Annotated in this window: 17 protein-coding genes and 1 pseudogene; 13 read left to right on the forward strand and 5 right to left on the reverse strand. The window is 36.1% G+C overall.

The genetic code is table 11. The annotated features are described in order from the left end of the window. Nucleotides 1–8: 8 nt before the first annotated feature. A complete protein-coding gene (locus tag FS802_RS25260) occupies nt 9–7,481 on the forward strand; it encodes a DUF7507 domain-containing protein (RefSeq protein ID WP_144525550.1) in 7,473 nt (2,490 codons plus the stop codon). A 47-nt stretch (nt 7,482–7,528) separates the two neighbouring features. On the opposite strand, the gene FS802_RS25265 is transcribed toward FS802_RS25260, so the two are convergent. Then, the gene (locus tag FS802_RS25265) at nt 7,529–8,086 is read right to left on the reverse strand and encodes a CatB-related O-acetyltransferase (RefSeq protein WP_000898178.1); all 558 of its coding nucleotides are present in this window, start codon (nt 8,084–8,086) and stop codon (nt 7,529–7,531) included. Between the two features lie 135 nt (nt 8,087–8,221). On the opposite strand from FS802_RS25265, the gene FS802_RS25270 reads away from it, so the two are divergent. The 9 genes from FS802_RS25270 to FS802_RS25305 all read left to right on the forward strand — a co-directional run bounded on the left by FS802_RS25270 (nt 8,222) and on the right by FS802_RS25305 (nt 13,348). Beyond that, nucleotides 8,222–8,563 carry an ASCH domain-containing protein gene (locus FS802_RS25270; protein ID WP_000639513.1) on the forward strand — a complete coding sequence of 114 codons (342 nt, stop codon included), beginning with the start codon at nt 8,222–8,224 and terminating at the stop codon, nt 8,561–8,563. Beyond that, nucleotides 8,560–8,955 (forward strand): NUDIX hydrolase, encoded by a 396-nt coding sequence (locus FS802_RS25275; protein WP_098654654.1) that lies wholly within the window; start codon nt 8,560–8,562, stop codon nt 8,953–8,955. Before FS802_RS25270 ends, FS802_RS25275 begins: the two co-directional genes overlap by 4 nt. Nucleotides 8,956–9,041: 86 nt before the next feature. Continuing rightward, nucleotides 9,042–9,662, forward strand: a complete 621-nt coding sequence (locus FS802_RS25280; protein WP_000070921.1) for an acetate uptake transporter — start codon at nt 9,042–9,044, stop codon at nt 9,660–9,662. A gap of 139 nt (nt 9,663–9,801) precedes the next feature. Further along, entirely contained in the window at nt 9,802–10,245 is a 444-nt protein-coding gene (locus tag FS802_RS25285) for a flavodoxin (RefSeq protein WP_001062763.1), read from the forward strand. A gap of 16 nt (nt 10,246–10,261) precedes the next feature. After that, complete coding sequence (locus tag FS802_RS25290; protein WP_098057390.1) at nt 10,262–11,161, forward strand: WD40/YVTN/BNR-like repeat-containing protein; 900 nt, start codon at nt 10,262–10,264, stop codon at nt 11,159–11,161. Nucleotides 11,162–11,377: 216 nt separating this feature from the next. Next, the gene (gene cspB / locus FS802_RS25295; protein WP_001179147.1) at nt 11,378–11,578 is read left to right on the forward strand and encodes a cold shock-like protein CspB; all 201 of its coding nucleotides are present in this window, start codon (nt 11,378–11,380) and stop codon (nt 11,576–11,578) included. Nucleotides 11,579–11,770: 192 nt separating this feature from the next. Then, nucleotides 11,771–12,616, forward strand: a complete 846-nt coding sequence (locus FS802_RS25300; protein ID WP_000426516.1) for an exonuclease — start codon at nt 11,771–11,773, stop codon at nt 12,614–12,616. Between the two features lie 192 nt (nt 12,617–12,808). Further along, nucleotides 12,809–12,970: a hypothetical protein gene (locus FS802_RS31265; protein ID WP_000387289.1), complete on the forward strand. Its 162-nt coding sequence runs from the start codon at nt 12,809–12,811 to the stop codon at nt 12,968–12,970. Nucleotides 12,971–13,000: 30 nt separating this feature from the next. Beyond that, nucleotides 13,001–13,348, forward strand: coding sequence for a hypothetical protein (locus FS802_RS25305; RefSeq protein ID WP_141546029.1), 348 nt, complete (start codon nt 13,001–13,003; stop codon nt 13,346–13,348). A 391-nt stretch (nt 13,349–13,739) separates the two neighbouring features. Here the strand turns inward: FS802_RS25305 and FS802_RS25310 are convergent, their stop codons facing one another. Together FS802_RS25310 and FS802_RS25315 are read right to left on the reverse strand one after the other, a co-directional pair. Continuing rightward, a complete protein-coding gene (locus FS802_RS25310; RefSeq protein ID WP_000345047.1) occupies nt 13,740–14,831 on the reverse strand; it encodes a DUF3900 domain-containing protein in 1,092 nt (363 codons plus the stop codon). Between the two features lie 116 nt (nt 14,832–14,947). After that, nucleotides 14,948–15,289 carry a hypothetical protein gene (locus FS802_RS25315; protein ID WP_116480664.1) on the reverse strand — a complete coding sequence of 114 codons (342 nt, stop codon included), beginning with the start codon at nt 15,287–15,289 and terminating at the stop codon, nt 14,948–14,950. A 362-nt stretch (nt 15,290–15,651) separates the two neighbouring features. On the opposite strand from FS802_RS25315, the gene FS802_RS25320 reads away from it, so the two are divergent. Together FS802_RS25320 and FS802_RS25325 are read left to right on the forward strand one after the other, a co-directional pair. Beyond that, nucleotides 15,652–16,563 carry a VanW family protein gene (locus tag FS802_RS25320; protein ID WP_000488977.1) on the forward strand — a complete coding sequence of 304 codons (912 nt, stop codon included), beginning with the start codon at nt 15,652–15,654 and terminating at the stop codon, nt 16,561–16,563. Between the two features lie 175 nt (nt 16,564–16,738). After that, nucleotides 16,739–17,638 (forward strand): VOC family protein, encoded by a 900-nt coding sequence (locus tag FS802_RS25325; protein ID WP_098654656.1) that lies wholly within the window; start codon nt 16,739–16,741, stop codon nt 17,636–17,638. Between the two features lie 181 nt (nt 17,639–17,819). Here the strand turns inward: FS802_RS25325 and FS802_RS25330 are convergent, their stop codons facing one another. Both FS802_RS25330 and FS802_RS25335 read right to left on the reverse strand, forming a co-directional pair. Then, complete coding sequence (locus tag FS802_RS25330) at nt 17,820–19,046, reverse strand: hypothetical protein (protein ID WP_098720870.1); 1,227 nt, start codon at nt 19,044–19,046, stop codon at nt 17,820–17,822. 15 nt (nt 19,047–19,061) lie between these two features. Then, nucleotides 19,062–20,231, reverse strand: coding sequence for a ThiF family adenylyltransferase (locus FS802_RS25335; protein WP_098655118.1), 1,170 nt, complete (start codon nt 20,229–20,231; stop codon nt 19,062–19,064). 331 nt (nt 20,232–20,562) lie between these two features. Here FS802_RS25335 and FS802_RS25340 point away from each other — a divergent pair. Beyond that, nucleotides 20,563–21,075 (forward strand): annotated as a pseudogene (locus FS802_RS25340) (VOC family protein); the annotation flags it as partial. Nucleotides 21,076–21,083: the final 8 nt, after the last annotated feature.

The following is a 21,083-nucleotide window of genomic DNA, read 5'->3' on the forward strand; positions in this document are numbered from 1 at the left end:
ATGATTGTGTGCCTTTTATGAATCGCTTTACAACAACAGTAACTGGTGCCGTCACGTTCACTGGGAACACGTTAGGACTAAGTCCTACATCGCCTGCACCAAATAATAACTTCGGTACGATTGATGTATTTACAACGGTAAATACATCAATCCAAGTACCTGGATTCCCAGCAGGAACGACGAATGACTGGCCATTAAATTCTTCAAGTGCAATTTTGAATCTTCCGGCAGGGAGTAGTATTTTATACGCAGAACTAGTATGGGCCGGCACATACCGGACCGATACAGAGGATGTTTCAGCTTTTTTAAATGATAACATTACATTTACAACACCGGCAGGAACGTTTTCTGTTACACCAGATCCTGCAACTGCGCAGCAAGGTTCAGTAGGGAACCAGTTTTATTACGTACGTTCAGCTAACGTAACGAATCTTGTTAATACAGGGGGAGCGGGAACATATACAACGGGTGCTGTACCGGCTACAAGAACTTCTGCTGATCCAACGGTCAGTCGTTCAGCTGGTTGGACGCTTGAGGTAGTTTATCAAAATACAAGTTTACCACTTCGGAATTTGTCAGTGTATGCAGGCCAAGAAATTATTGATGCTTCATCACCACCAGTTGATGCTACTATTTCAGGTTTCGCAACTCCATCTACAGGTTCTGTTACAGGAAGAGTACTTGTAACTGCTCAAGAAGGTGATTCTAACATTGTTGGAGATCAACTTCGCTTTGGACCGAATGCGAATGCTACAGTTGCTTTATTCGGACCGAGAAATCCCGCAAATAATTTCTTTCAGTCACAAATTTGTAATGATAGTGGGAATTTAGATACAACTGGCACCTTTGGAAATTTGAATCAGCCGTTAGGGATAGCTTTAGCCGTCCGAAGACAAGGATGGGATATTACGAATGTAGATGCCTCGTCATCATTAGTAAATAATCAAACGTCAGCGACTGTTCGCTTCGTTACAAATGGAGATGGATATGCTGCAGCTGGTTTTGGTGTTCAAATTGATGCGACAGGGCCAATTATAAACCCTGTTAAATCTGTTGATAAAACCGTTGCAGCAGTAGGTGATATTCTCACCTATACGATTACTGTTCCGAATACAGGGACAGGAAGTGCAGAAAACGTTGTATTACAAGACAGTATTCCGAATGGAACTACGTTTATAGCAGGCAGTGTTACAGTAGGTGGAGTAACTCAGCCGAGCGCCAATCCAGCTAGTGGAATTAATTTAGGAACGATACCGAATAATGCTCAAAGAGTTGTCACGTTTCAAGTGAGAGTTACGTCATTCCCGAATCCGAATCCAATTTCAAATCGTGCGATGGTGTCATACCAATTCCGTCCTTTTGTTGGAAGTCCTCCTATCACAAGTACAGCTTCTTCAAATACAGTACAGACGACGGTAAATCGCGCAAATGTAAGTTTACAAAAATCTGTAGATCTACAGACGGCAACAATTAATGATGTATTAACGTACACAGTGAATGTCACCAACGATGGGAATGTCGCTGCAAATAATGTTATTTTTGTTGATAGTATACCTGCTGGAACAACGTTTATAACAAATAGTGTTACGGTAAATGGAGTAGCGCGTCCAGGAGCAAATCCGGCAAGTAGTATTAATCTTGGAAGTATTAATGCTTCGCAAACGACTGTAGTGCGCTTTCAAGTTCGAGTAACATCTAATCCTCTTGTAAATCCAATTCCAAACCGTGCGAGTGTAACATTTAACTTTATTCCAGTGCCTGGTCAGCAACCAATTTCAGGCCAAGCGACAAGTAATACTGTATTTACTACAATTAATATAGCTGATATAAGAACGAGAAAAACAGTAGATAGAGCTTTTGCGACAGTTAATGACGTTCTTACGTACACCGTTACAATTGAGAATACCGGGAATGTACTTGCGACGAATGTTATTTTTCAAGATCCAATCCCAATTGGAACGACTTTTATCCTAAATAGTGTGACTGTAGATGGGGTTTCACAACCTGGGGCAAATCCTGCGACTGGGTTTACCGTAGCGAATATATCTCCTGGCGGAAGTAGGACAGTGACTTTTCAAGTACGAGTGACATCTACACCATCAGGAGGTACGATTGCAAATCGTGGAAATGTGTCTGCTAATTTCGTCGTTATTCCGAATCAGCCACCGATAACGATTAATAGACAAACGAATACAGTTGTGACACAAGTTAATACAGGCGGTTTAAATGTAATAAAAGAAGTGAATACAATGCAAGCGGCGGTAGGGGATACTTTAACATACACAATTGCCGTCCAAAATACAGGAAACGTACTGTTAACAAATGTATTTTTCCAAGACCCTATTCCTTCCGCTGTTTCATTCGTTGCAAATTCTGTAACAATTAATGGAGTACCACAAAGTGGATTGAATCCAAATACAGGATTTTCTCTTCCAAATATTCCTGCGGCTCAAACAGTTGTAGTCACATTTGACGTATTAATTGTACAGGATCCAGAAAATGAAGATATTTTAAATCAAGCAAATGTAACAGCGAGTTTTCAAGTGAATCCGAGTGAACCACCAGTAACAATCAATGTTCCGAGTAATGTTGTGAATACAACAGTACAATCAGGGAACTTTGAAGTTGTGAAGGCAGTGAATACGGATGTTGCAACGGTAGGGGATGTTTTAGTATATACAATCGAAATAATTAATGCAGGTAGTGTAACAGCTACAAATGTGTTTTTCCAAGATTCAATTCCGCAAGGGACTTTATTTATTGAAAATAGTGTATTGGTTAATGGTGTTTTACAAGAAGGGGCAGATCCAGAACTTGGATTCCCAATAAATAATTTGCCTACTGGCACGAGTGTAATTGTTACGTTTGAAGTATTAATTGATGAAATTCCCCAAGGAAATAATGTCGTCAATAATGCGAATGTCACTGGAGATTTCCTTGTAAATCCAACAGAGCCACCAATTACTGTAACAGTGCCAAGTAATACTGTTATGACAGTGGTGAATTCTTCAGGGTTAAATGTAATGAAGAGCGTAAGTGCTAGTGAAGCAGGTGTAGGGGATACGTTAACGTATACAGTTCGTATACAAAATAGTGGAACAGTAGCAGCAACAAATGTATCATTCCTTGATCCAATTCCATCTGGAACAACGTTTGTAGCGAATAGTGTAACAATAAACGGAACGTCTCAACCAGTTTTAAACCCAACAACTGGATTTCCACTTGCTAATATTCCAGTAGGAGGAACGGTAACAGTTGCTTTTCAAGTGACGATCACGAGTGTACCACCAAATAGAGTTCTTCCGAATAATGCGAATGTAACAGCTGATTTTCAAGTAAGTCCTTTGCAGCCGCCAATTACAATTGTAACAATTAGTAATATTGTTGTGACACGAGTGAATGTAGGATCAATTAATGTAATAAAGAGTGTAACTACACCACAAGCAGGTGTAGGAGATACGTTAACGTATACGATTCGTATTCAAAATACAGGAACTGTTCCTGCAACGAATATTATTTTTCAAGATCCAATTCCGTCTGGTACTGCGTTTGTAGTAAATAGTGTGACGATAAATGGAGTCGTTCAGCAAGGCGCGGATCCTATGGCAGGTTTCCCAGTACCAAATATTCCTGTCGGGCAAACGGCTACGATTACGTTTCAAGTTACAGTGACGAGCGTTCCGAGTGGTGGAAATATAAGAAACCAATCGAACGTTACTGCAAGTTTTCTTATAAATCCAGCCAATCCTCCAATAACAACTGTTACGAATAGCAATTTCGTCGTGACGCAAGTAAACACAGCGCAGTTAAATATACAAAAATCTTCATCTGTACAACAAGCGGCACTTGGAGAAATTTACACGTATTCTGTTGTCATTAGAAATAATGGAACGGTAACAGCGACGAATGTCTCTTTCATTGATCCAATTGCTTCAGAAACAACATTTGTAGCAAATAGTGTAACGATAAATGGAACTCCTCAACCTGGATTTGATCCAAATATAGGTTTTACGCTTCCTAATATAGCTGCTGGCACATCATTGACTGTAACGTTCCAAGTAACAGTAGTTGCACCATCCACGCGTGGAGCCGTACTAAACACCGCATCTGCAACAGCTACTTTCTTATTAAATCCTTTACAGCCCCCTGTAACAACAACAAATTCAAGTAATACGACAGTAGTTACGATACCGTTACCTCCTCCTGGTGAAGTAACAGCAACAAAAACAGTTGACGTTGCAACTGGAGCGGTTGGGGATGTATTAACGTATACCGTGCTAATTTCAAACGTAGGAATTATACCTGTTACAGATGTGTTCTTCCAAGATGTCATACCAGAAGGAACGACATTTGTAGAAGATAGTGTAACGATAGGTGGGGTGCAGCAACTTGGTGTAAATCCAGAAATAGGATTTACAGTTACTCCATTATTAATTAATGGTGGAAGTATTGAGGTAACGTTCCGAGTGACGATTACAGAAATTCCAGATAATGAAGTCATATTAAATGATGCAGACGTTACATTTACTTCACAACCAAATCCGCAGGAACCACCGATTACGGAAACGATATTAACAAATTTAGTCGTTACGACAATTAATATAGCGTTTATTTTTCCGTTAAAACTAGTAGATAAAGAAGTAGCGATTGTAGGAGAAATTTTAACGTATGATGTATTGATTTTTAATTTTGGAACAGTGGCAGCGACGAATGTTCAATTTATAGATACTACTTCCGCGGGTGTAGCATTTGTACCGGGAAGTGTGAGCATAAACGGGGTACCAGCACCGGGATTAGATCCGTTCATCGGCTTTACAGTTCCAGATATACCTGTAGATGATTTTGTGCTTGTCACATATCAAGAGATGGTAACGAGCATACCAGAAGGTGGTACAGTTGTTAACTTTGTAGACGTTACCGCTACATTTGCTGTAAGTGAAACAGAACCGCCTATTACTGAGACGACGACAAGTAACACGACATTAACCGAAATAAATGAATCTGGTTTGAATGTTTTAAAATCAGTAAGTGAGCCGATTGTTGCAGTAGGCGATACAATCACATATACGACAGTAGTTCAAAATACGGGAACAGTGACGGCGACGAATGTTCAATATAGTGATGTATTACCTTCCTCTATAGCATTCGTGCCGAATAGTGTAACGATAGGTGGTGTGATACAACCTGGGTTCAATCCTAATAATGGATTCCCGCTGCCAGATATAAATCCAGGGGGAAGTGTAGAAGTCACATTCCAAGTAACCGTTGTTAGTGTTCCATCAAACGGAACAATTGCCAATACGGCAAATGTTACTGGAAGCTTTATATTAGTACCAGGAGAACCACCAGTTATAGTAAATCAGCCAAGTAACACAACGCTCACAACTGTAAATAGAGGACGATTTAATGTTATTAAACAAGTAAATAGAGCAGCTACTCTCGCTGGAGATGTATTAACGTATACGGTTCAAATAACGAATACAGGAACAGTAACAGCAAATGATGTTCAGTTTATTGATACAATTTCAGCAGGAGCGTCATTTGTATCGAGTAGTGTAACGGTAAATGGAGTTTCGCAACCAAACTTAAATCCGATTACTGGATTTGGAGTTGGAGATATACTCGTTGGTGAAACCGTTATAGTGACGTTTCAAGCGATAGTTACAACCATCCCGTCATCAGGAACAATTACGAACGTTGCAAATATAACAGGAAACTTTACTTTAGTGCCAGGAGAGCCACCTGTTGTAGTAACTGAACCGAGTAATACGACGATAACAAGGGTAAATAGAGGGCGCTTTAATGTTATAAAAACCGTGAATAAGCAAGCAACGCGATTAGGAGATACGTTAACGTATAGTGTGCAAGTTACAAATACGGGAACGGTAACTGCGATAAATGTTCAGTTTATTGATGTCCCATCGCCTAGTTTAGAATTCGTTGCAGGAAGTGTGCAAATAAATGGGATTCCACAAGTAGGTTTAGATCCTTTTGTAGGCTTTTCATTACCGGATCTTGCAGTAGGGGATAGCTTATTAATCACATTTGAAGTAAACGTAATCGCAATTCCGCCTTCTAGTAGCATTATGAATACAGCGAGAGTAACTGGTGATTTCGAATTGATTCCAGGAGAACCACCGTTTACAATTACGAATTCAAGTAATACGACAGTCACACCAGTAAATAGAGGCAGTTTAGATATGCTGAAAGAAGTAGATCATTCAATTGTTGGAGTAGGAGAAACGGTAACGTACCGTGTTCGCATATTAAATACTGGTACGGCTGATGCAATGAATGTTAAATTTATTGATGTACTATCTCCGGAAGCTGTTTTTGTACCAAATAGTGTAACGATAAATGGAGTAGCGCGTCCGGGAGTAAATCCGCAGGTTGGATTTACGATTTTAGACATTCCAGTCGGTGAGACGGCGATTGTAACATATGAAGCTACGATTACGAGTTTTCCAGATGGTGGTACAGTAGTGAACGTTGCTGGGGCATCAGCAGAATATATTTTAGTACCAGGAGAGCCGCCAGTTACAGTGATGGACACGAGTAATACAGTTATTGTAACGGTAAATACTGCAATCTTATTTGTTGCAAAAGGAGCAAACTTTGAAGTAGCAATGGTAGGAGATGTTGTCACTTACGGAATTGCTGTTATAAATGATAGTACAGTTCCTGTGACGAATATTGTTTTAACGGATATCATTGATCCGAATACGCTATTTATAAATGGCACGGTAACGGTAAATGATGTACCTTTTCCATTTGCCAACCCGAATACGGGTATTCCGTTAGGTGATTTTCAGCCAAATGATGCAGCTATTATTAATTTTCAAGTTGTAATAACAGGAGGGCAAATAAATAACTTAGTTACAAATACAGCGACAGCGAGTGGGTTTGCAACTGTGAATCCAAATGAACCGCCTGTAGTAGTTGAAGGCGATAGCAATACAGTTGTTATCCCGTTTATTCCTCAAAATGTCTCAACGACAGTCGTAAAAACAGCGGATCATCAAACAGCAACAATTGGAGATGTTATTACGTTTACGACAGTTATTACAAATATGGGAGATACAGCGATACAAAATATTCGTTTTCAAGATATGTTAGATAGTAGTGTTCAATTTGTCCTTGGAAGTGTAACGGTTGATAATACGCCAGTGCCAAATGTAAATCCAGTATCAGGATTTCTGATAGGAAGTTTAAATCCAGGTGAAGCACGCACAGTCTCGTTCCAAGTAGTAGTTCAGAGTGCGCCAAGTGGTTCAGGAAATTATATAAATCAAGCGAGTATTCGCTTCGAACATCAAGTAGGTACAGTGTTACCACCTGTTACACAAATAATAGAAAGTAATATTGTGGTCATACCGTTCGTCCCAACGATCGAACAAATTTGTGAAACAAACTTTAATTGCTTAGATAAAATTCCATTTCAATGTTCTCCGTGTAATCAGTTGCACGAACATAAAAAATAAAACAAAAAAGAGCATCCTATTCTTTCAGGATGCTCTTTTTGTATTAATCACATAGATTCATTTTCGGGCGAGGTAAAAAACTCGTTGATTTTGTTGGAAAGTAGAAATGGAATGGCTCCTTTTATTACAGAAATATCCCAATCCCACCATGCAAGATTCTCTAGTTTGTCAATCGTTTCTTGCGGGAAACGATATCGAATAAATTTTGCAGGATTACCAGCTACAATTGCATATGGAGGTACGTCTTTTGTGACAACACTCTTTGCCCCAATAATGGCTCCGTTACCAATTGTAACACCAGATAAAATGCAGGATTGATAACCAATCCATACATCGTTGCCGACTACGATGTCACCTTTTGAAGAAGGATGACCAGTAATATGTGCTCCTTCATTAAAAAATGCATTAAATGGGTAAGTTGTTATCCAGTCTGCGCGATGTTCACCGCCAAGTATGAAAACGACTTCTTCTCCTAATGAACAAAACTTACCTATTTTTAATTTCGTTTCATCATTCCAAGAAAAAATGGTTGGACCTACTTTACTATAAGTATAATCACCAATATCATATTTATTATATTCAGGTTTTTGATTTAAAAATAACATAACAAATTTAGCATCCTCTCTAAAGCAAGTAATGGATATGGAACATTATATGCAACTTGGAATAAGTCGAACTGTGTTGTATGAATTGGTAATATACAATTAGTAGGTGCAACGAATAAAAAGGGGGTGGAATGAATGATATACAAAATGGGATTATATAATAAACCTTTTCAGTCAATTAAATCAGGAAAAAAAGTATATGAAGTACGTTTATACGATGCAAAACGTCAACTTATAAAACAAGGCGATCATATTGTATTTACGAACCTTACGACAGCAGCAACGATGACTGTCAAAGTGACGGAAATAAAACGATACGAAAGCTTTAAAGCAATGTACGAACAAATTGATAAAAAATTATTGGATTGTGAAAATGATAGTTTAGAGGAAATGCTAGAAAGTACATACAAAATATATACGAAAGAACAAGAAAAAAAGTGGGGAACAGTTGCGATTCGTATTGAGGTAATAAAATGATAAGAAATCGCGGCGGGGCTATCATTGTGCAGGAAGGGAAAATTGCTCTTATAAAACGTATTCGAGAAGGGGAAACATATTATGTTTTTCCAGGCGGAGGAATTGAAGAAGAAGAAACAGCTGAAGAAGCAACGAAGCGAGAAATTTATGAAGAATTAGGGGTACATATAAAAGTGGAGCATCTGATTGCAAAGGTGGAGTATAAAGGTACGGAGTATTATTTTAATGCCCATATTATAGATGGAGTTTTCGGAAGTGGTAAAGCTGAAGAATTCAAGCTGAAAGATAGAGGGAGTTATATTCCGTTGTGGTTGCCGATACACGAGTTGGAAAAAGTGAATATAAAACCGTATGAAGTGGTCGGAAGTATATTCAATCATTATAAAAAGTAAGGTCTGACAACATACAAAAAAAACCATTGACATAGTCTTCTGATTTAAGTATTGTATTCGAGTATGTTTATAATCAGGAGGTTTATATGAGCAATCAATCTACTACACATCATGTGAAAATGACAACAGCAGATCCATCTGGAATTGGTCTATTTGGATTAGCGATGGTAACACTTGTAGCATCATCTCAAAAGTTAGGCTTAACAGATGGCGTTTCACTTGTATTACCGTGGGCAATCTTTTTAGGAGGATTTGCACAAATCTTTGCGTGCATTCACGATGCAAAGCATAACAATACGTTCGGTACAACAGCATTCGGTGCATACGGCCTATTTTGGTTAGGTGTTGGAATGACTTGGTTAATTCAACTTGGAGTATTTGGCGAAAAATTAGCACAAGCTGCAGATTCAAAACAGCTGGGTGTAGCCTTTATTGGATATTTGATTTTCACAATCTTTATGACAATTGGTGCAATGGAAACACATAAAGTATTATTTATGATTTTCGTCCTTATTGATTTCTTATTTATTGGTCTTTCATTAAGTACTTTAGGTGTTATGCCGCATGCAATGCATAATTTAGCAGCGTATTCTGAACTATGTATTTCATTATTATCTTTCTATGGTTCAGCAGCAGCAGTGTTAAATACACACTTCGGTAAAGTTGTATTACCAGTTGGAAAGCCGTTTGGTATTTTTAAAAAGTAATAAAAAAGCACAGGTGATTGTATAGTCATCTGTGCTTTTTTGTATGGAATAAATAAAAATGAAAAATATAATTGAAATTGATTCTCATTATTAATATAATGAGAATGAGAATCATTTATTGTAAGAGGGGGATGCCGAAGTGGCAAAAATTTTAATAGCTTATGCAAGTATGTCAGGAAATACAGAGAGTATTGCTGATTTAATAAAAGTTAGTTTAGATGCTTTTGATCATGAAGTAGTATTGCAAGAAATGGAAGGCATGGATGCTGAAGAATTATTAGCCTATGATGGAATCATTTTAGGATCTTATACGTGGGGCGATGGTGAATTACCGTTTGAGGCGGAAGATTTCCATGAGGACTTAGAAAATATAGATTTATCAGGGAAGAAAGTAGCGGTATTCGGATCAGGTGATACGGCGTATGAACTATTTTGTGAAGCGGTAACGATATTTGAAGAAAGACTTGTAGAACGCGGTGCAGAGCTTGTGCAAGAAGGATTGAAAATCGAACTAGCTCCAGAAGATGAAGAGGATGTTGAAAAATGCAGTAATTTTGCAATTGCATTTGCTGAGAAGTTCTAAGAATGGGAGTGTCAACGTGGAGACAATGTTAAGTGCGACCGCTATTACAAAGTTAAGAGATGGAAAACTTATGTTAGCTACTACATATAATGGCTTATTTATTGAACGAGACGGAGAATGGAAACAAATATTAAATGGTTTTCAAAAACGAATTAGGGATTTACATAGCGAAGATAATGTAGTGTATGGTGTAGGTGACGAAGGGATTTTTATTCGTAGTATGAATGGTGGAGAGAACTGGACGGTTCAGCGTTTTCCAACAAAAGCAACGAGTTGGAATGTTTGTAGTAATGTACAAGGAACAGTCATTGCTCATGGAGATAAAACGTTGTATCATTCTAATGATTTTGGTTCGACATGGGAAACCATTCATCCATTTCTTGAGTATGGTGGCGGGGCACCATCTATTCGATCGTTATTTTTATATAAACATTACTTATTTATCGGTACGAAAATACATGCTAAATATGGTGGTGTTTGGCTCTTTAATTTGGAGACACGTAAATTAAAGAGGATTAAAATCGTGATGAATCAGATGATCTCAGCGTTGACTGTACACAATTCTTATATAGTAGCAGCGAGTGGATCATGCAAGGGTATTAGCGGGAATATTTCTTTTTGTAAAATAGATGAAAGTATTGAGAGTGAAAAAACATATTGGCATACATGTCAAAGTGAGCAGAAAGCAAGTAGCTATTTAGCCTTGAGTGTAGATCAACATGTGCTATATACAACGTCAACGCAAAATAAGGCGGGGATTAGTACGGTTTGTCGTGTACTTCTAGAAGAAGGACTTGTTACAGTATGTGACTCAGTTAAAGGGCATGGCTGGCGCATCGTTAACCAAAAAGAGGGTTATGTTGTAGCTGGATCAGGTGAATCAAAAGCGATGCAATGGAAGAAAAAAATTATATAGCAAAAAAAACTTTACTTTTATTATATTGATATGATATAGTTACTTTAAACCATTTTACTTTTAATAATATAGAGATTTAAATGAGCTGTAACTTCCGAGGAGGATAGCAATGTTAAATCTCCTCTGGGGTTGCAGTTTTTTAATGTTTGAAGTATTATTGTAAAGTGGTTGAAAATGAATATGTACATATAGGTACATTGTAGGAGGATTTTTTAAATGCAAAACGGTAAAGTAAAATGGTTTAACGCAGAAAAAGGTTTCGGTTTCATCGAAGTTGAAGGCGGAGAAGACGTATTCGTTCATTTCTCAGCTATCCAAGGCGACGGCTTCAAATCTTTAGAAGAAGGTCAAGAAGTTACTTTCGAAGTAGAACAAGGTAACCGTGGACCTCAAGCTACAAACGTAAACAAGAAGTAATTACGGAAAAAAGAAGGGCTTGCCCTTCTTTTTTTTGCATTTTTATTGAATAACCTCCTATGTACATATAATAATGAGATTAAATTTTCGTTTATTAGACGAAGTATTTCATGCATAAAGTGCATGAATGAATAAATAAATACTGAAAATAGAGTATGTGTGTGAAAAGGAATTTAGAAAGAGGTAAATAAATTGGAAAACGCTACACATTTTATTGTGTTCGATATAGAGAGAAATTTCAGGCCGTATAAATCAGAAGATCCGTCAGAGATAGTTGATATCGGAGCTGTAAAAATAGAAGCAAGTACAATGAAGGTAATTGGAGAATTTTCGGAGTTAGTAAAGCCGAGTGCACGACTCACTCGTCATACGACAAAATTAACGGGAATTACAAAGAAAGATTTAATTGGTGTGGAGAAATTCCCACAAATTATAGAGAAATTTATTCAATTTATCGGAGAAGACTCTGTATTTGTTTCATGGGGTAGAGAAGATTATCGTTTTCTATCTCATGATTGTACGTTATACGGTGTAGAATGCCCATGTATGGAAAAAGAGAGCAAATTTGATTTGCAGAAGTTTGTTTTCCAAGCGTATGAAGAGTTATTTGAGCATACACCAAGTTTACAATTTGCAGTAGAACAGCTCGGTTTAACGTGGGAAGGGAAGCAGCACCGAGCTTTAGCGGATGCTGAGAATACAGCGAATATACTTCTTAAAGTATATAGCGAGAGAGACATTCATAAACGGTACAAAAGACATGGTGAGCTTGAACTTGTAGAGAACGGAAAACTAACAGAAAAAGCGAAAAAAAAGATGCGAAAATGGGTATTTAAAGAAATGAGAAAAAATACAGAGCGTCCTTTCGTTTGGAGTGCATTTGAAAGTAGTGACACGTGGGAAAGTATAACGGAAAGATATTATATAAGTGAAGCTACAATAGAACTTCTGAAAAAGCATTTTCGTACGGCGGTTAGAAAAGCGGAAAGGCAGATTAGGTATTTGACTGAGATGGAGGAGAATGTAGAGGTTAAATGACATTCTCCTCTATTTCTAGCTACATAAATTTAACGTCATTGTACTGATGGATGAATAAAGTATTCATATTAAATAGGAATTGATTTGTTGTGATTAGGCCATTATAATTGCTTTGAAAATTAAGGTGTGGTAAGAATTTTTAAATACATTCATAAAATTAGAGCCCATAGAAATGAAAGAGGGTAGAGTTAAATGGAAGCAATCTTTAACATTGTAACAGTTTTAGTTTTTGGGATAATATTTACCACGCTATTAGCAGTAATTACACTTCCTTTCATAGCAAAGAAGAAGAATTGGAAAAAGCTTAATATATCTTTAAAGCGTGGTGTATTAAAGATTAAAATCGAAGAGTAAATATGAGTTTTATACAAGGGAGGTGTGATAGTGATAGACTTGGATATTAAAGACGTCACCGTACAGATGGAATTAAACGGAGTCTTTTGGAATGAGGATGGGCTTGCTGAAATGATGGTGACTACAAAAGCTGAGCATTCTTTTATTCTTCGTCTAGTAGTTGACTTAGAAAGTAAAACTATTAGGGCGACGAGTGCCGAAATAGTGAATGGATTCTGCCCTCTGTGCAAACAGAAAAGGGACGAATGTAGTGAACTTAATGACTTGCAAAACAAAATGGATATTTTAGAAGAAGCCTATGATTGGGTGAGAGAGCATCCAGAATATCGTTTTCAATTATCTTTTTACGAGTACAATAAATTTGAGGTAGTGAAGTGAAATTTTCATTTTACCAACATACATAGTGAATACTCTAATGGAAATACGCTTGTACAACAAGGAAGGAATCTGCTGGATTCTGCAACAATTGTTATCTTGGATTAAAAATAAACATATTTTGTTATAAAGCAGAAAAACCGATTCTTAGTAGAATCGGTTTTTAATATAAACGTCAACTAAGTTCAAAATAAAAGAGCGCTTATTAACAGCGCTCAGTAAAAATAGATATATGGAAGGATTTATCCCGCATTAACGGGCAGTAAGACCCCCCACCTTAAAATTCAGCTGAAGCAACGAAGTTAGATGGGGGATCAACTGCCCGTAAAAGCCCGATTGGTTCAACTAATAATCAGTGGGGATGAACAAAACCCCCACTGATTAAAGTTTCACTTTATTCAATCCCGTTCGGATCATAAGAATACTGCTGCTTATTCTCAATCCGCTCAATCACATCTTGCAATTCATCTGGCTTCAGAAACTCAATTGGAGAGAAGCCTTTCTCAAACGTAAGTGTATCAGCCTCAATCATTAATACGTATCGATCATTTACCTTTGCGATATGTATTTGATCCCCGAAATCAGCAAGCAGGGCCTTCACAGAGATATGATCTGCTTTTAGCTTTAATTCCACTTCAGGAGCATGCTCGACGATTTGAGCGGTAGCTTCCATTACTTCTTCGGTTGAAAATTGTTCCATAATTTCGCGTTTCGGACTGGCAGCCCATACTTCCATTGCTTGGTCGAATTGTTCGCGTTCTTCCGTACCTTCTTCAAATACATCTTCAATTTGGTCGTATACCATGTCCATTACTTGTGTTTTCATAATTTCAGGCATAGAGCGTTCGTACTCGACGAATTTTAAGAAGTCTTCAAAGTAGCGGGCGTGTGATGCTTGGTGAATTTTTAGCTCACCCACTTCGACCATACCTTCTTCAGGCATGTACGGATATTGGATAGATTTCATGTTTTTTGTTGTGATGGCCATTTCAACGTTACGAATCAGTGTGGATTCATCTGAAATAGAAGCGACTTTCGGTTCGAAGTCACATTTCATAACGAAAACGAATGGATCATCAAAGTATTTGCGTAGTTTTGCTTGCGCAATTAAAAATACACCACCGCGTACAGCGCTTGTGTCCAGATATGTATAAACGAGAGGTTCACTCATATCTTTGAAGTTTTCTTTTGTTTCCGCAAAGCGAATGCGATTAAAGAGGTTGTAATGAGGGTTTGAATCAAGTTCGTGCCCTTCTTCTACAATGAAGCGACCGATCTTTGTCGGAGCTTGTTCTGTTTTCGCATGACGTTCTACTTTTCGCTTTGAAATTTTTAATAATTCACCATTCAAAAATTCTTTTAAGGAGCTATCTTCATACTCTTCAGCGTCTAACGTTTGAAAATGTTTGTAGCGTTTATCAACAGCTTCACCTTTTCCTTCTACTTGTACAACATAAAAGGAAAGATAATTTATTTCAAAATCCATATTTATCACCTTGTTTCATTTCATTAACTCTTATCAGTATAGAGATGGAAAAAACTTTCGTCAATTTATATAAGGAAGGGGGAGCCCCTTCCTTTATATATTTTTTATTTTCGAAATTAAAATCCGTCTTCTAATGCTGAAAATGGAATGTTTAGTCTGTTTTCTATTGTACGTAAACGTTGGTTTAATCGGTTTAATCTACGTGTATGACGCTCAACCGTGTTTTCTAATTGACGTACTCTTTGTTCAAGTTCATTTACTCGTCTTTCTAGTTGACGGTTTCCAGTACCAGGAAAAGAGATTGGAAGTTGGAATTGTCGATTTTGATCATATGGATTAACTTGTTCTGCTGGATCTATATATTGTTGGTATTGTGCTTGTAAATCATATTGAGGCTGATAACCATTTTGGTTATATGGATCGTATGGATTGTAGGGGTACATAAAAACATCCTCCATTTCTTTAAAATAGGTTAATTCACCATAATGTATGTGTAAAAGCGGAGTGTGGCACGGCAAATACCTATTTATGTTCACAGGATGTTCCTTTATAAATAAGAATATGGAGTTTTACATTTGTATTTCTTTTGATTTATGGTATATACTGGATAAAAAGGTGGGGTTACATAAAGGTTACAATTCTATCGAACTCAAACTTTTATGTAAATATGTATAGACATTTGGAAAAGAAAAGAGTAATTTATATAGAGTAAAAAATAACTTGTAACATTTTATAAATATATTGTAAAATGATTGTAACAAAACATACATAAAAATGAAATAATACATAAAAGTAATATTGGGAAAAAGGGGAGAGTATATTGTTCCGTAAAGTAAAGGGTATATTAGTTGGGGTGTTATGTGTAGCTATAGTGAGTGGTTGTGGTGCAAAAGTAAGTGATGTTGCATTAGTAAGTGATATTGGTGGCCACACGGTAGAGGCTAAAGCAGAGGTACAGGATTCTATTAGTTTAGTAGACGGTCGTACTGGTACGGAAGTGAAAAAGCTAGATTTATCGAGTCTAGGTTATTTTGAAGACGAAGCAAAATTTAAAAAATCGGTAACGAAGGTTGCTAGCGAGGTTGGAAAAAGCGTGGACAAAAAGATGGTCCCTTCACGTGTAGCACCTGATGGAAGTTGGCAAGAAGGAAAACCTTCTTATGAATTAATGGAAAAAGAATTAGTAGATAAATTATTAAACGTTGGCATGTGGGATTCTTCATATCAATTACCTATTGTTGAGAAAAAGCCTATCGCAACATTAAGTGATGCGCAAGGAAGTGGTACGGTAATTGGTAGATATGAAACGAATTTAGGTGGCTCAGCAGGTGGCCGTATTGAGAATATCCGTTTGTCAGCAGCGAGCATAAATGGAGTTGTATTAGCAAAAGGAGACAGTTTCTCTTTCAATGCATTAATTGGTGATACAACGCCAGATAAAGGGTATCAATTAGGAAAAGAAATTGTAGATGGTAAATTAGTAGATGGATATGGCGGTGGTGTTTGTCAAACATCATCAACATTATACAATGCAGCAGATCAAGCTGGTTTGAAAATGGTAGAGAGAACGACACATTCTAAAACGGTAGGTTATGTTCCACAAGGAAGAGATGCTACAATTGCATATCCATACTTAGACTTAGTGTTTGAAAACACGAATGATGCACCTGTGAAACTTTATATGGGCATTCAGGGTGGAAAGTTAGTTGCTGAAGTACATAAAATGAAATAATAGTTATAAAGTCACCTTTTCTGAAAGTTAGAAGAGGTGACTTTTTTATTATGAAAATAAAAAATGAGTGTAAATTCTGACTTTTCTTATTTACATAGGATGATTTTAGTTGTATCCTTCATAGTAACGGTTATATGAAATAGGAAAATATCAGGATAAGGAGATGGAGTTATTCATGGTACAAATTCATCCGAAAACACGTATTGGTCATGTTGAATTTAAAGTGCAAAATTTAGAGCGCCAAATTGCATTTTATGAGAATGTAGTAGGCTTAGAAGTAATTAAGCAAGAGGCGAATAAAGCATATTTATCAGGAAAAGGTGGAAAGAACACGTTACTTGTTCTTGAAAAGTTAGAGGACGGGGTACTGCAAGAGCCGCGTACGACTGGTATATATCATGTAGCCTTTTTAGTTCCAACTCGTGAGGCTTTTGCTTCGGCATTATTTGGTGTGATTCGTAATAAGAATGTAATTGATAGTCCGGCTGAGCAAGAAGGACGTTATACATATTCAAATGAAATTTTACCGATCTCAAGGTTTAATAGTGCAAGTGATCATACGTATAGCGAAGCTTTTTATTTACAAGACTTAGAGGGAAATGGTATTGAAATTTATGCAGACCGTCCGCGCGATCAATGGGGAGAAGGACCAGGAGGCAGTACGCCGCTTGATTTAAAAGAACTGGCAACAATCGTTGATTATGAGGTTGATGGGTTGCCTGCTAATACTGTCGTTGGACATGTACATTTACGAATAGCTGATGTAGAGGAGTCATATGAATTTTATGTAGATACAGTAGGCTTTGAAGTGCAACAACGCGAAGATGACTGCTTATTCATTTCTGCGGGAGGATATCATCATCATATAGGTGCAAATACGTGGAACGGAGTAAATAATCCGCACCCTCCGGCACATGCAACTGGATTAAAAGTGTATACGATAGTACTGCCGCATAAAAAAGCGTTAGATGAAGTGAAAGAAAGATTAATAGAAAAACAACATAAAGTAAACGAAAGTACAAATGGATTTACAGTAGTAGACCCTAGTGGTATTACAGTAGGTTTTATAATTTAATAGATTAGAACTAAAATGTTAGGTTTTATTTCCCGTAAAAATTTTAAAGATAGGTAACATAATGTGATTGAAGAATAAATACCCAAGGAAGTAGTATGAAATTTCATACTACTTCCTTGGGTTAAAGAGCACTTTATATATTTTTAACTTAAAGATAAAGAAGCATATAAAAAATTAGCTATTATTGAGAAATTTGCTTTATTTTATTATTACGTAAATAACCTACAAACCATGAAATGATAACAAATAGAATTGGTATTAGTGTAATAATAATCATGATAATACCGTCTATAAATTGCCATGATAAAATAGGGGTATTGTTTAATTGGTAAAAGATATTTTTTATAAATTGTATAGAAAGGGGTAAAGTAATAAAAAAGAAGAAGTATAGAGCCCAACAAATACCAATTATATAAAATACGCTATACCATTTAATAACATTTCGCTCATGAGGGCTAATATTTTCTAGTTCATTATCATTTTCAATATTTTTTTGTTTTTTAAAGAAGGACCTTAAATATAAATTTGTATTTTCTAGTAAATTATTACACTTGAAAATTGTAACGAAAACATAATAAATATCAGTTTTCATAAAGAACATGAATTGAAAAACTAAAGAAATCAAAAGAGAAATGTTGAGCATTTTAATAAGTGAAATAATTGTTGCATGAATAGGAATAATATCAAGTTGATTTATAAATTGTACCCAAATACCAATTCCTAACAGTGCTCCATCCCAAGCCATTCCAGCTAAATAAGCCCGAAATCTTTTTTGTGGTGGGATTAATACAATATTAGACATATCTGTTTCAGCAACCATAAAGACTAAACGATGGCTTAATCCAATGCGACTTCCTATTTTTAAAGAACGTGCAGATATAAGGTGTGCGAGCTCATGAAAAAAAATAAGTATCCAAATAGAGAAGGTAATAATCCCTAAAGACATAACATGTGAATTTACAATGAAAAAATCATATGGTTTAGGGAAAAATTCTGTATGAGTAATAGCAAGAATTAGACCAGAAAAAAAGATAGAAAAATATAAAATATATGCAAAGCGATTGAACAGAATATCTCCCGTTTTCTCTGGAATCCAAGAAAAATGATCTGCTTTATGTACAATATCATTAATAATAATTCCATCTACTGTATAAACAAATTTATATTCATGAATAAGGTCGTGGGCGAAATCCATTATATCTATATGTTCGCCTGTATCTTTATAAATTATTTCTTGAACCTCTTGGATGGAATAATCTTTGTCTAAAAGGTTGATAATTTCTATTGCGATATTTGGTAATATTATAAAGTCACTTATATCAGTGCGACCAATAAGAGTTTCAGAGTCATTTTCAATTCTATGTTTAAGATTATGCATTTTTAGTTGGGAAGAAGGTGTTAGTTGCAAAGAGAAAACCTCCTGTTATTTTAAGCGAATTTTTTGGTGGTTATCAAAAGTATTTTGTAGTGCATTAAACATAGGGTTTGTTTGAGCCTTATGATTACAAGTTAAGCAATTGTCATTTTTAGTCCATTCGAAAGGTATAGATTTTTCGAATGTATGAAAATCTATATTGATTAATCGACCTTTGGATTCTAGGTCTCCTATTTTTGTTACAAGCTTCATTAATTCAGTGCACATCATAGCGGTAATAATTTGAGGGTTGGAGAAAACTGTAGCAGTGGGAGATTTTTTTTCATTTTCTAGTATGCTTTGTATAAATAAAAGATAATCTTTAGCAAGTTCCATACGGTGCAAGTGTAAGCAATCTAAGCAACCTGTTTCGTTTGGGATAATTGTATAGAACATTCCATATGTTAAATCTACTCCGCCACTAATAAACGGAATATTTTTTTCTAAGCATACGGTATTTACCCAACGTTGGATTTTCATTTGTGGTTGATCAGCGGCAAGTATTACAATATCACTATTTGAAATTATTTTTTCGACATCTTCTTGAGATTTTATTTCTTTATTGATTGCTTCCGTTTTAATATTACTATTGAAATGCTGTATAAAATTTTGAGCCTCGTGTATTTTTAATTTTCCGATACAATTTTCATGAAATAAAAATTGTCGATTGAGATTACTAAGTTCTACCGTATCGAAATCTATAAAACGAATATTATGAATACCCATCCCAGCTAAGTTTACTAGTACATGATTCCCAAATCCCCCCATCCCGATTATTGTTACTTGAGTTTCATTCAACTTTTTTTGAATAGCGCTTGGGCTAGTATGTATATCACAGAACAAAGAATAATAGTAAAGGTTAGCTTTGTATCGCTCTTGCTGTTCTTGTGAAAGTTCAGCATTTATTTCTAGTGAATTATTAATTAGAAATCCTAAATCATTTAACTCCTCTATTGCTTCAATAACTTCAGCAAGTTGTATTTTAGGATAGGATTTTATTATTTCTTGGTATAATTCATTAATTGTTTTAGTACCGTCCATAAGTTTTATTAAAGTTCGGATAGATTTATTTTTGTCATCAACTTCAACGGCAATACCGAAGGAATCTCCTAATCTAATTGTTCCAGAATCAAACTCATAACAAGGATGTATCTCTTTATATTTTGGTAAAAAATCCATACAAATCACTTCTTTCTAGTAGTTATTAAAACACAAGAATTGTCTTTACAGACAATTCTTGTGTTTTGGTATTAAGTTAATCAGCAAGGTGGGTAAGTAATATTAGTTGTACGCACTTTCTCAACTTTTTTAGCTTTAATCTTCATTGGAAATCCCCCTTTTTGTTAAAATTGATAGAATTTTACAAACTATCTAAAGTAAATATATATTACTGAGGGATGTTGGTCAATATTTTTTTGAAAATTTTAAAAATTTATTTTTTGTAGATAAAGGTTATTTTAAGAAATGTATATTTGTTGCAGAATATTGTCTTTTAAAGAAAGATAGATACGCGTTTTATTTACAAGACTTAGAGGGAAATGGTATTGAAATTTATGCAGACCGTCCGCGCGATCAATGGGGAGAAGGACCAGGAGGCAGTACGCCGCTTGATTTAAAAGAACTGGCAACAATCGTTGATTATGAGGTTGATGGGTTGCCTGCTAATACTGTCGTTGGGCACGTACATTTACGAATAGCGGATGTAGAGAAGTCACACGAGTTTTATGTAGAGACAGTAGGATTTGAAGTGCAACAGCGTGAAGATGACTGCTTATTCATTTCTGCAGGAGGATATCATCACCATATCGGTGCAAATACGTGGAACGGAGTAAATAATCCTCATCCACCAGCGTATGCAACTGGACTTAAGGTATATACAATTGTATTACCGCATAAAGAAGCGTTAGATGGAGTGAAAGAAAGATTAATAGAAAAACAACATAAAGTAAACGAAAGTACAAACGGATTTACAGTAGTAGATCCTAGTGGTATTACTGTAAAGTTTGAAATAGAAACAGCATAAAAGAAGCC

Origin of the sequence: Bacillus sp. DE0042, assembly GCF_007680225.1 — a bacterium.
In the GTDB taxonomy this organism is placed as follows: Bacteria; Bacillota; Bacilli; order Bacillales; family Bacillaceae_G; genus Bacillus_A; species Bacillus_A wiedmannii.

Coding starts and splice junctions, on each gene's coding strand:
- FS802_RS25265 (WP_000898178.1), bottom strand. CDS start 8,086: ATGTTATTTTTAAATCAAAAACCTGAATATAATAAATATGATATTGGT.
- FS802_RS25270 (WP_000639513.1), top strand. CDS start 8,222: ATGATATACAAAATGGGATTATATAATAAACCTTTTCAGTCAATTAAA.
- FS802_RS25275 (WP_098654654.1), top strand. CDS start 8,560: ATGATAAGAAATCGCGGCGGGGCTATCATTGTGCAGGAAGGGAAAATT.
- FS802_RS25280 (WP_000070921.1), top strand. CDS start 9,042: ATGAGCAATCAATCTACTACACATCATGTGAAAATGACAACAGCAGAT.
- cspB (WP_001179147.1), top strand. CDS start 11,378: ATGCAAAACGGTAAAGTAAAATGGTTTAACGCAGAAAAAGGTTTCGGT.
- FS802_RS31265 (WP_000387289.1), top strand. CDS start 12,809: ATGGAAGCAATCTTTAACATTGTAACAGTTTTAGTTTTTGGGATAATA.
- FS802_RS25310 (WP_000345047.1), bottom strand. CDS start 14,831: ATGGATTTTGAAATAAATTATCTTTCCTTTTATGTTGTACAAGTAGAA.
- FS802_RS25315 (WP_116480664.1), bottom strand. CDS start 15,289: ATGGAGGATGTTTTTATGTACCCCTACAATCCATACGATCCATATAAC.
- FS802_RS25325 (WP_098654656.1), top strand. CDS start 16,739: ATGGTACAAATTCATCCGAAAACACGTATTGGTCATGTTGAATTTAAA.
- FS802_RS25335 (WP_098655118.1), bottom strand. CDS start 20,231: ATGGATTTTTTACCAAAATATAAAGAGATACATCCTTGTTATGAGTTT.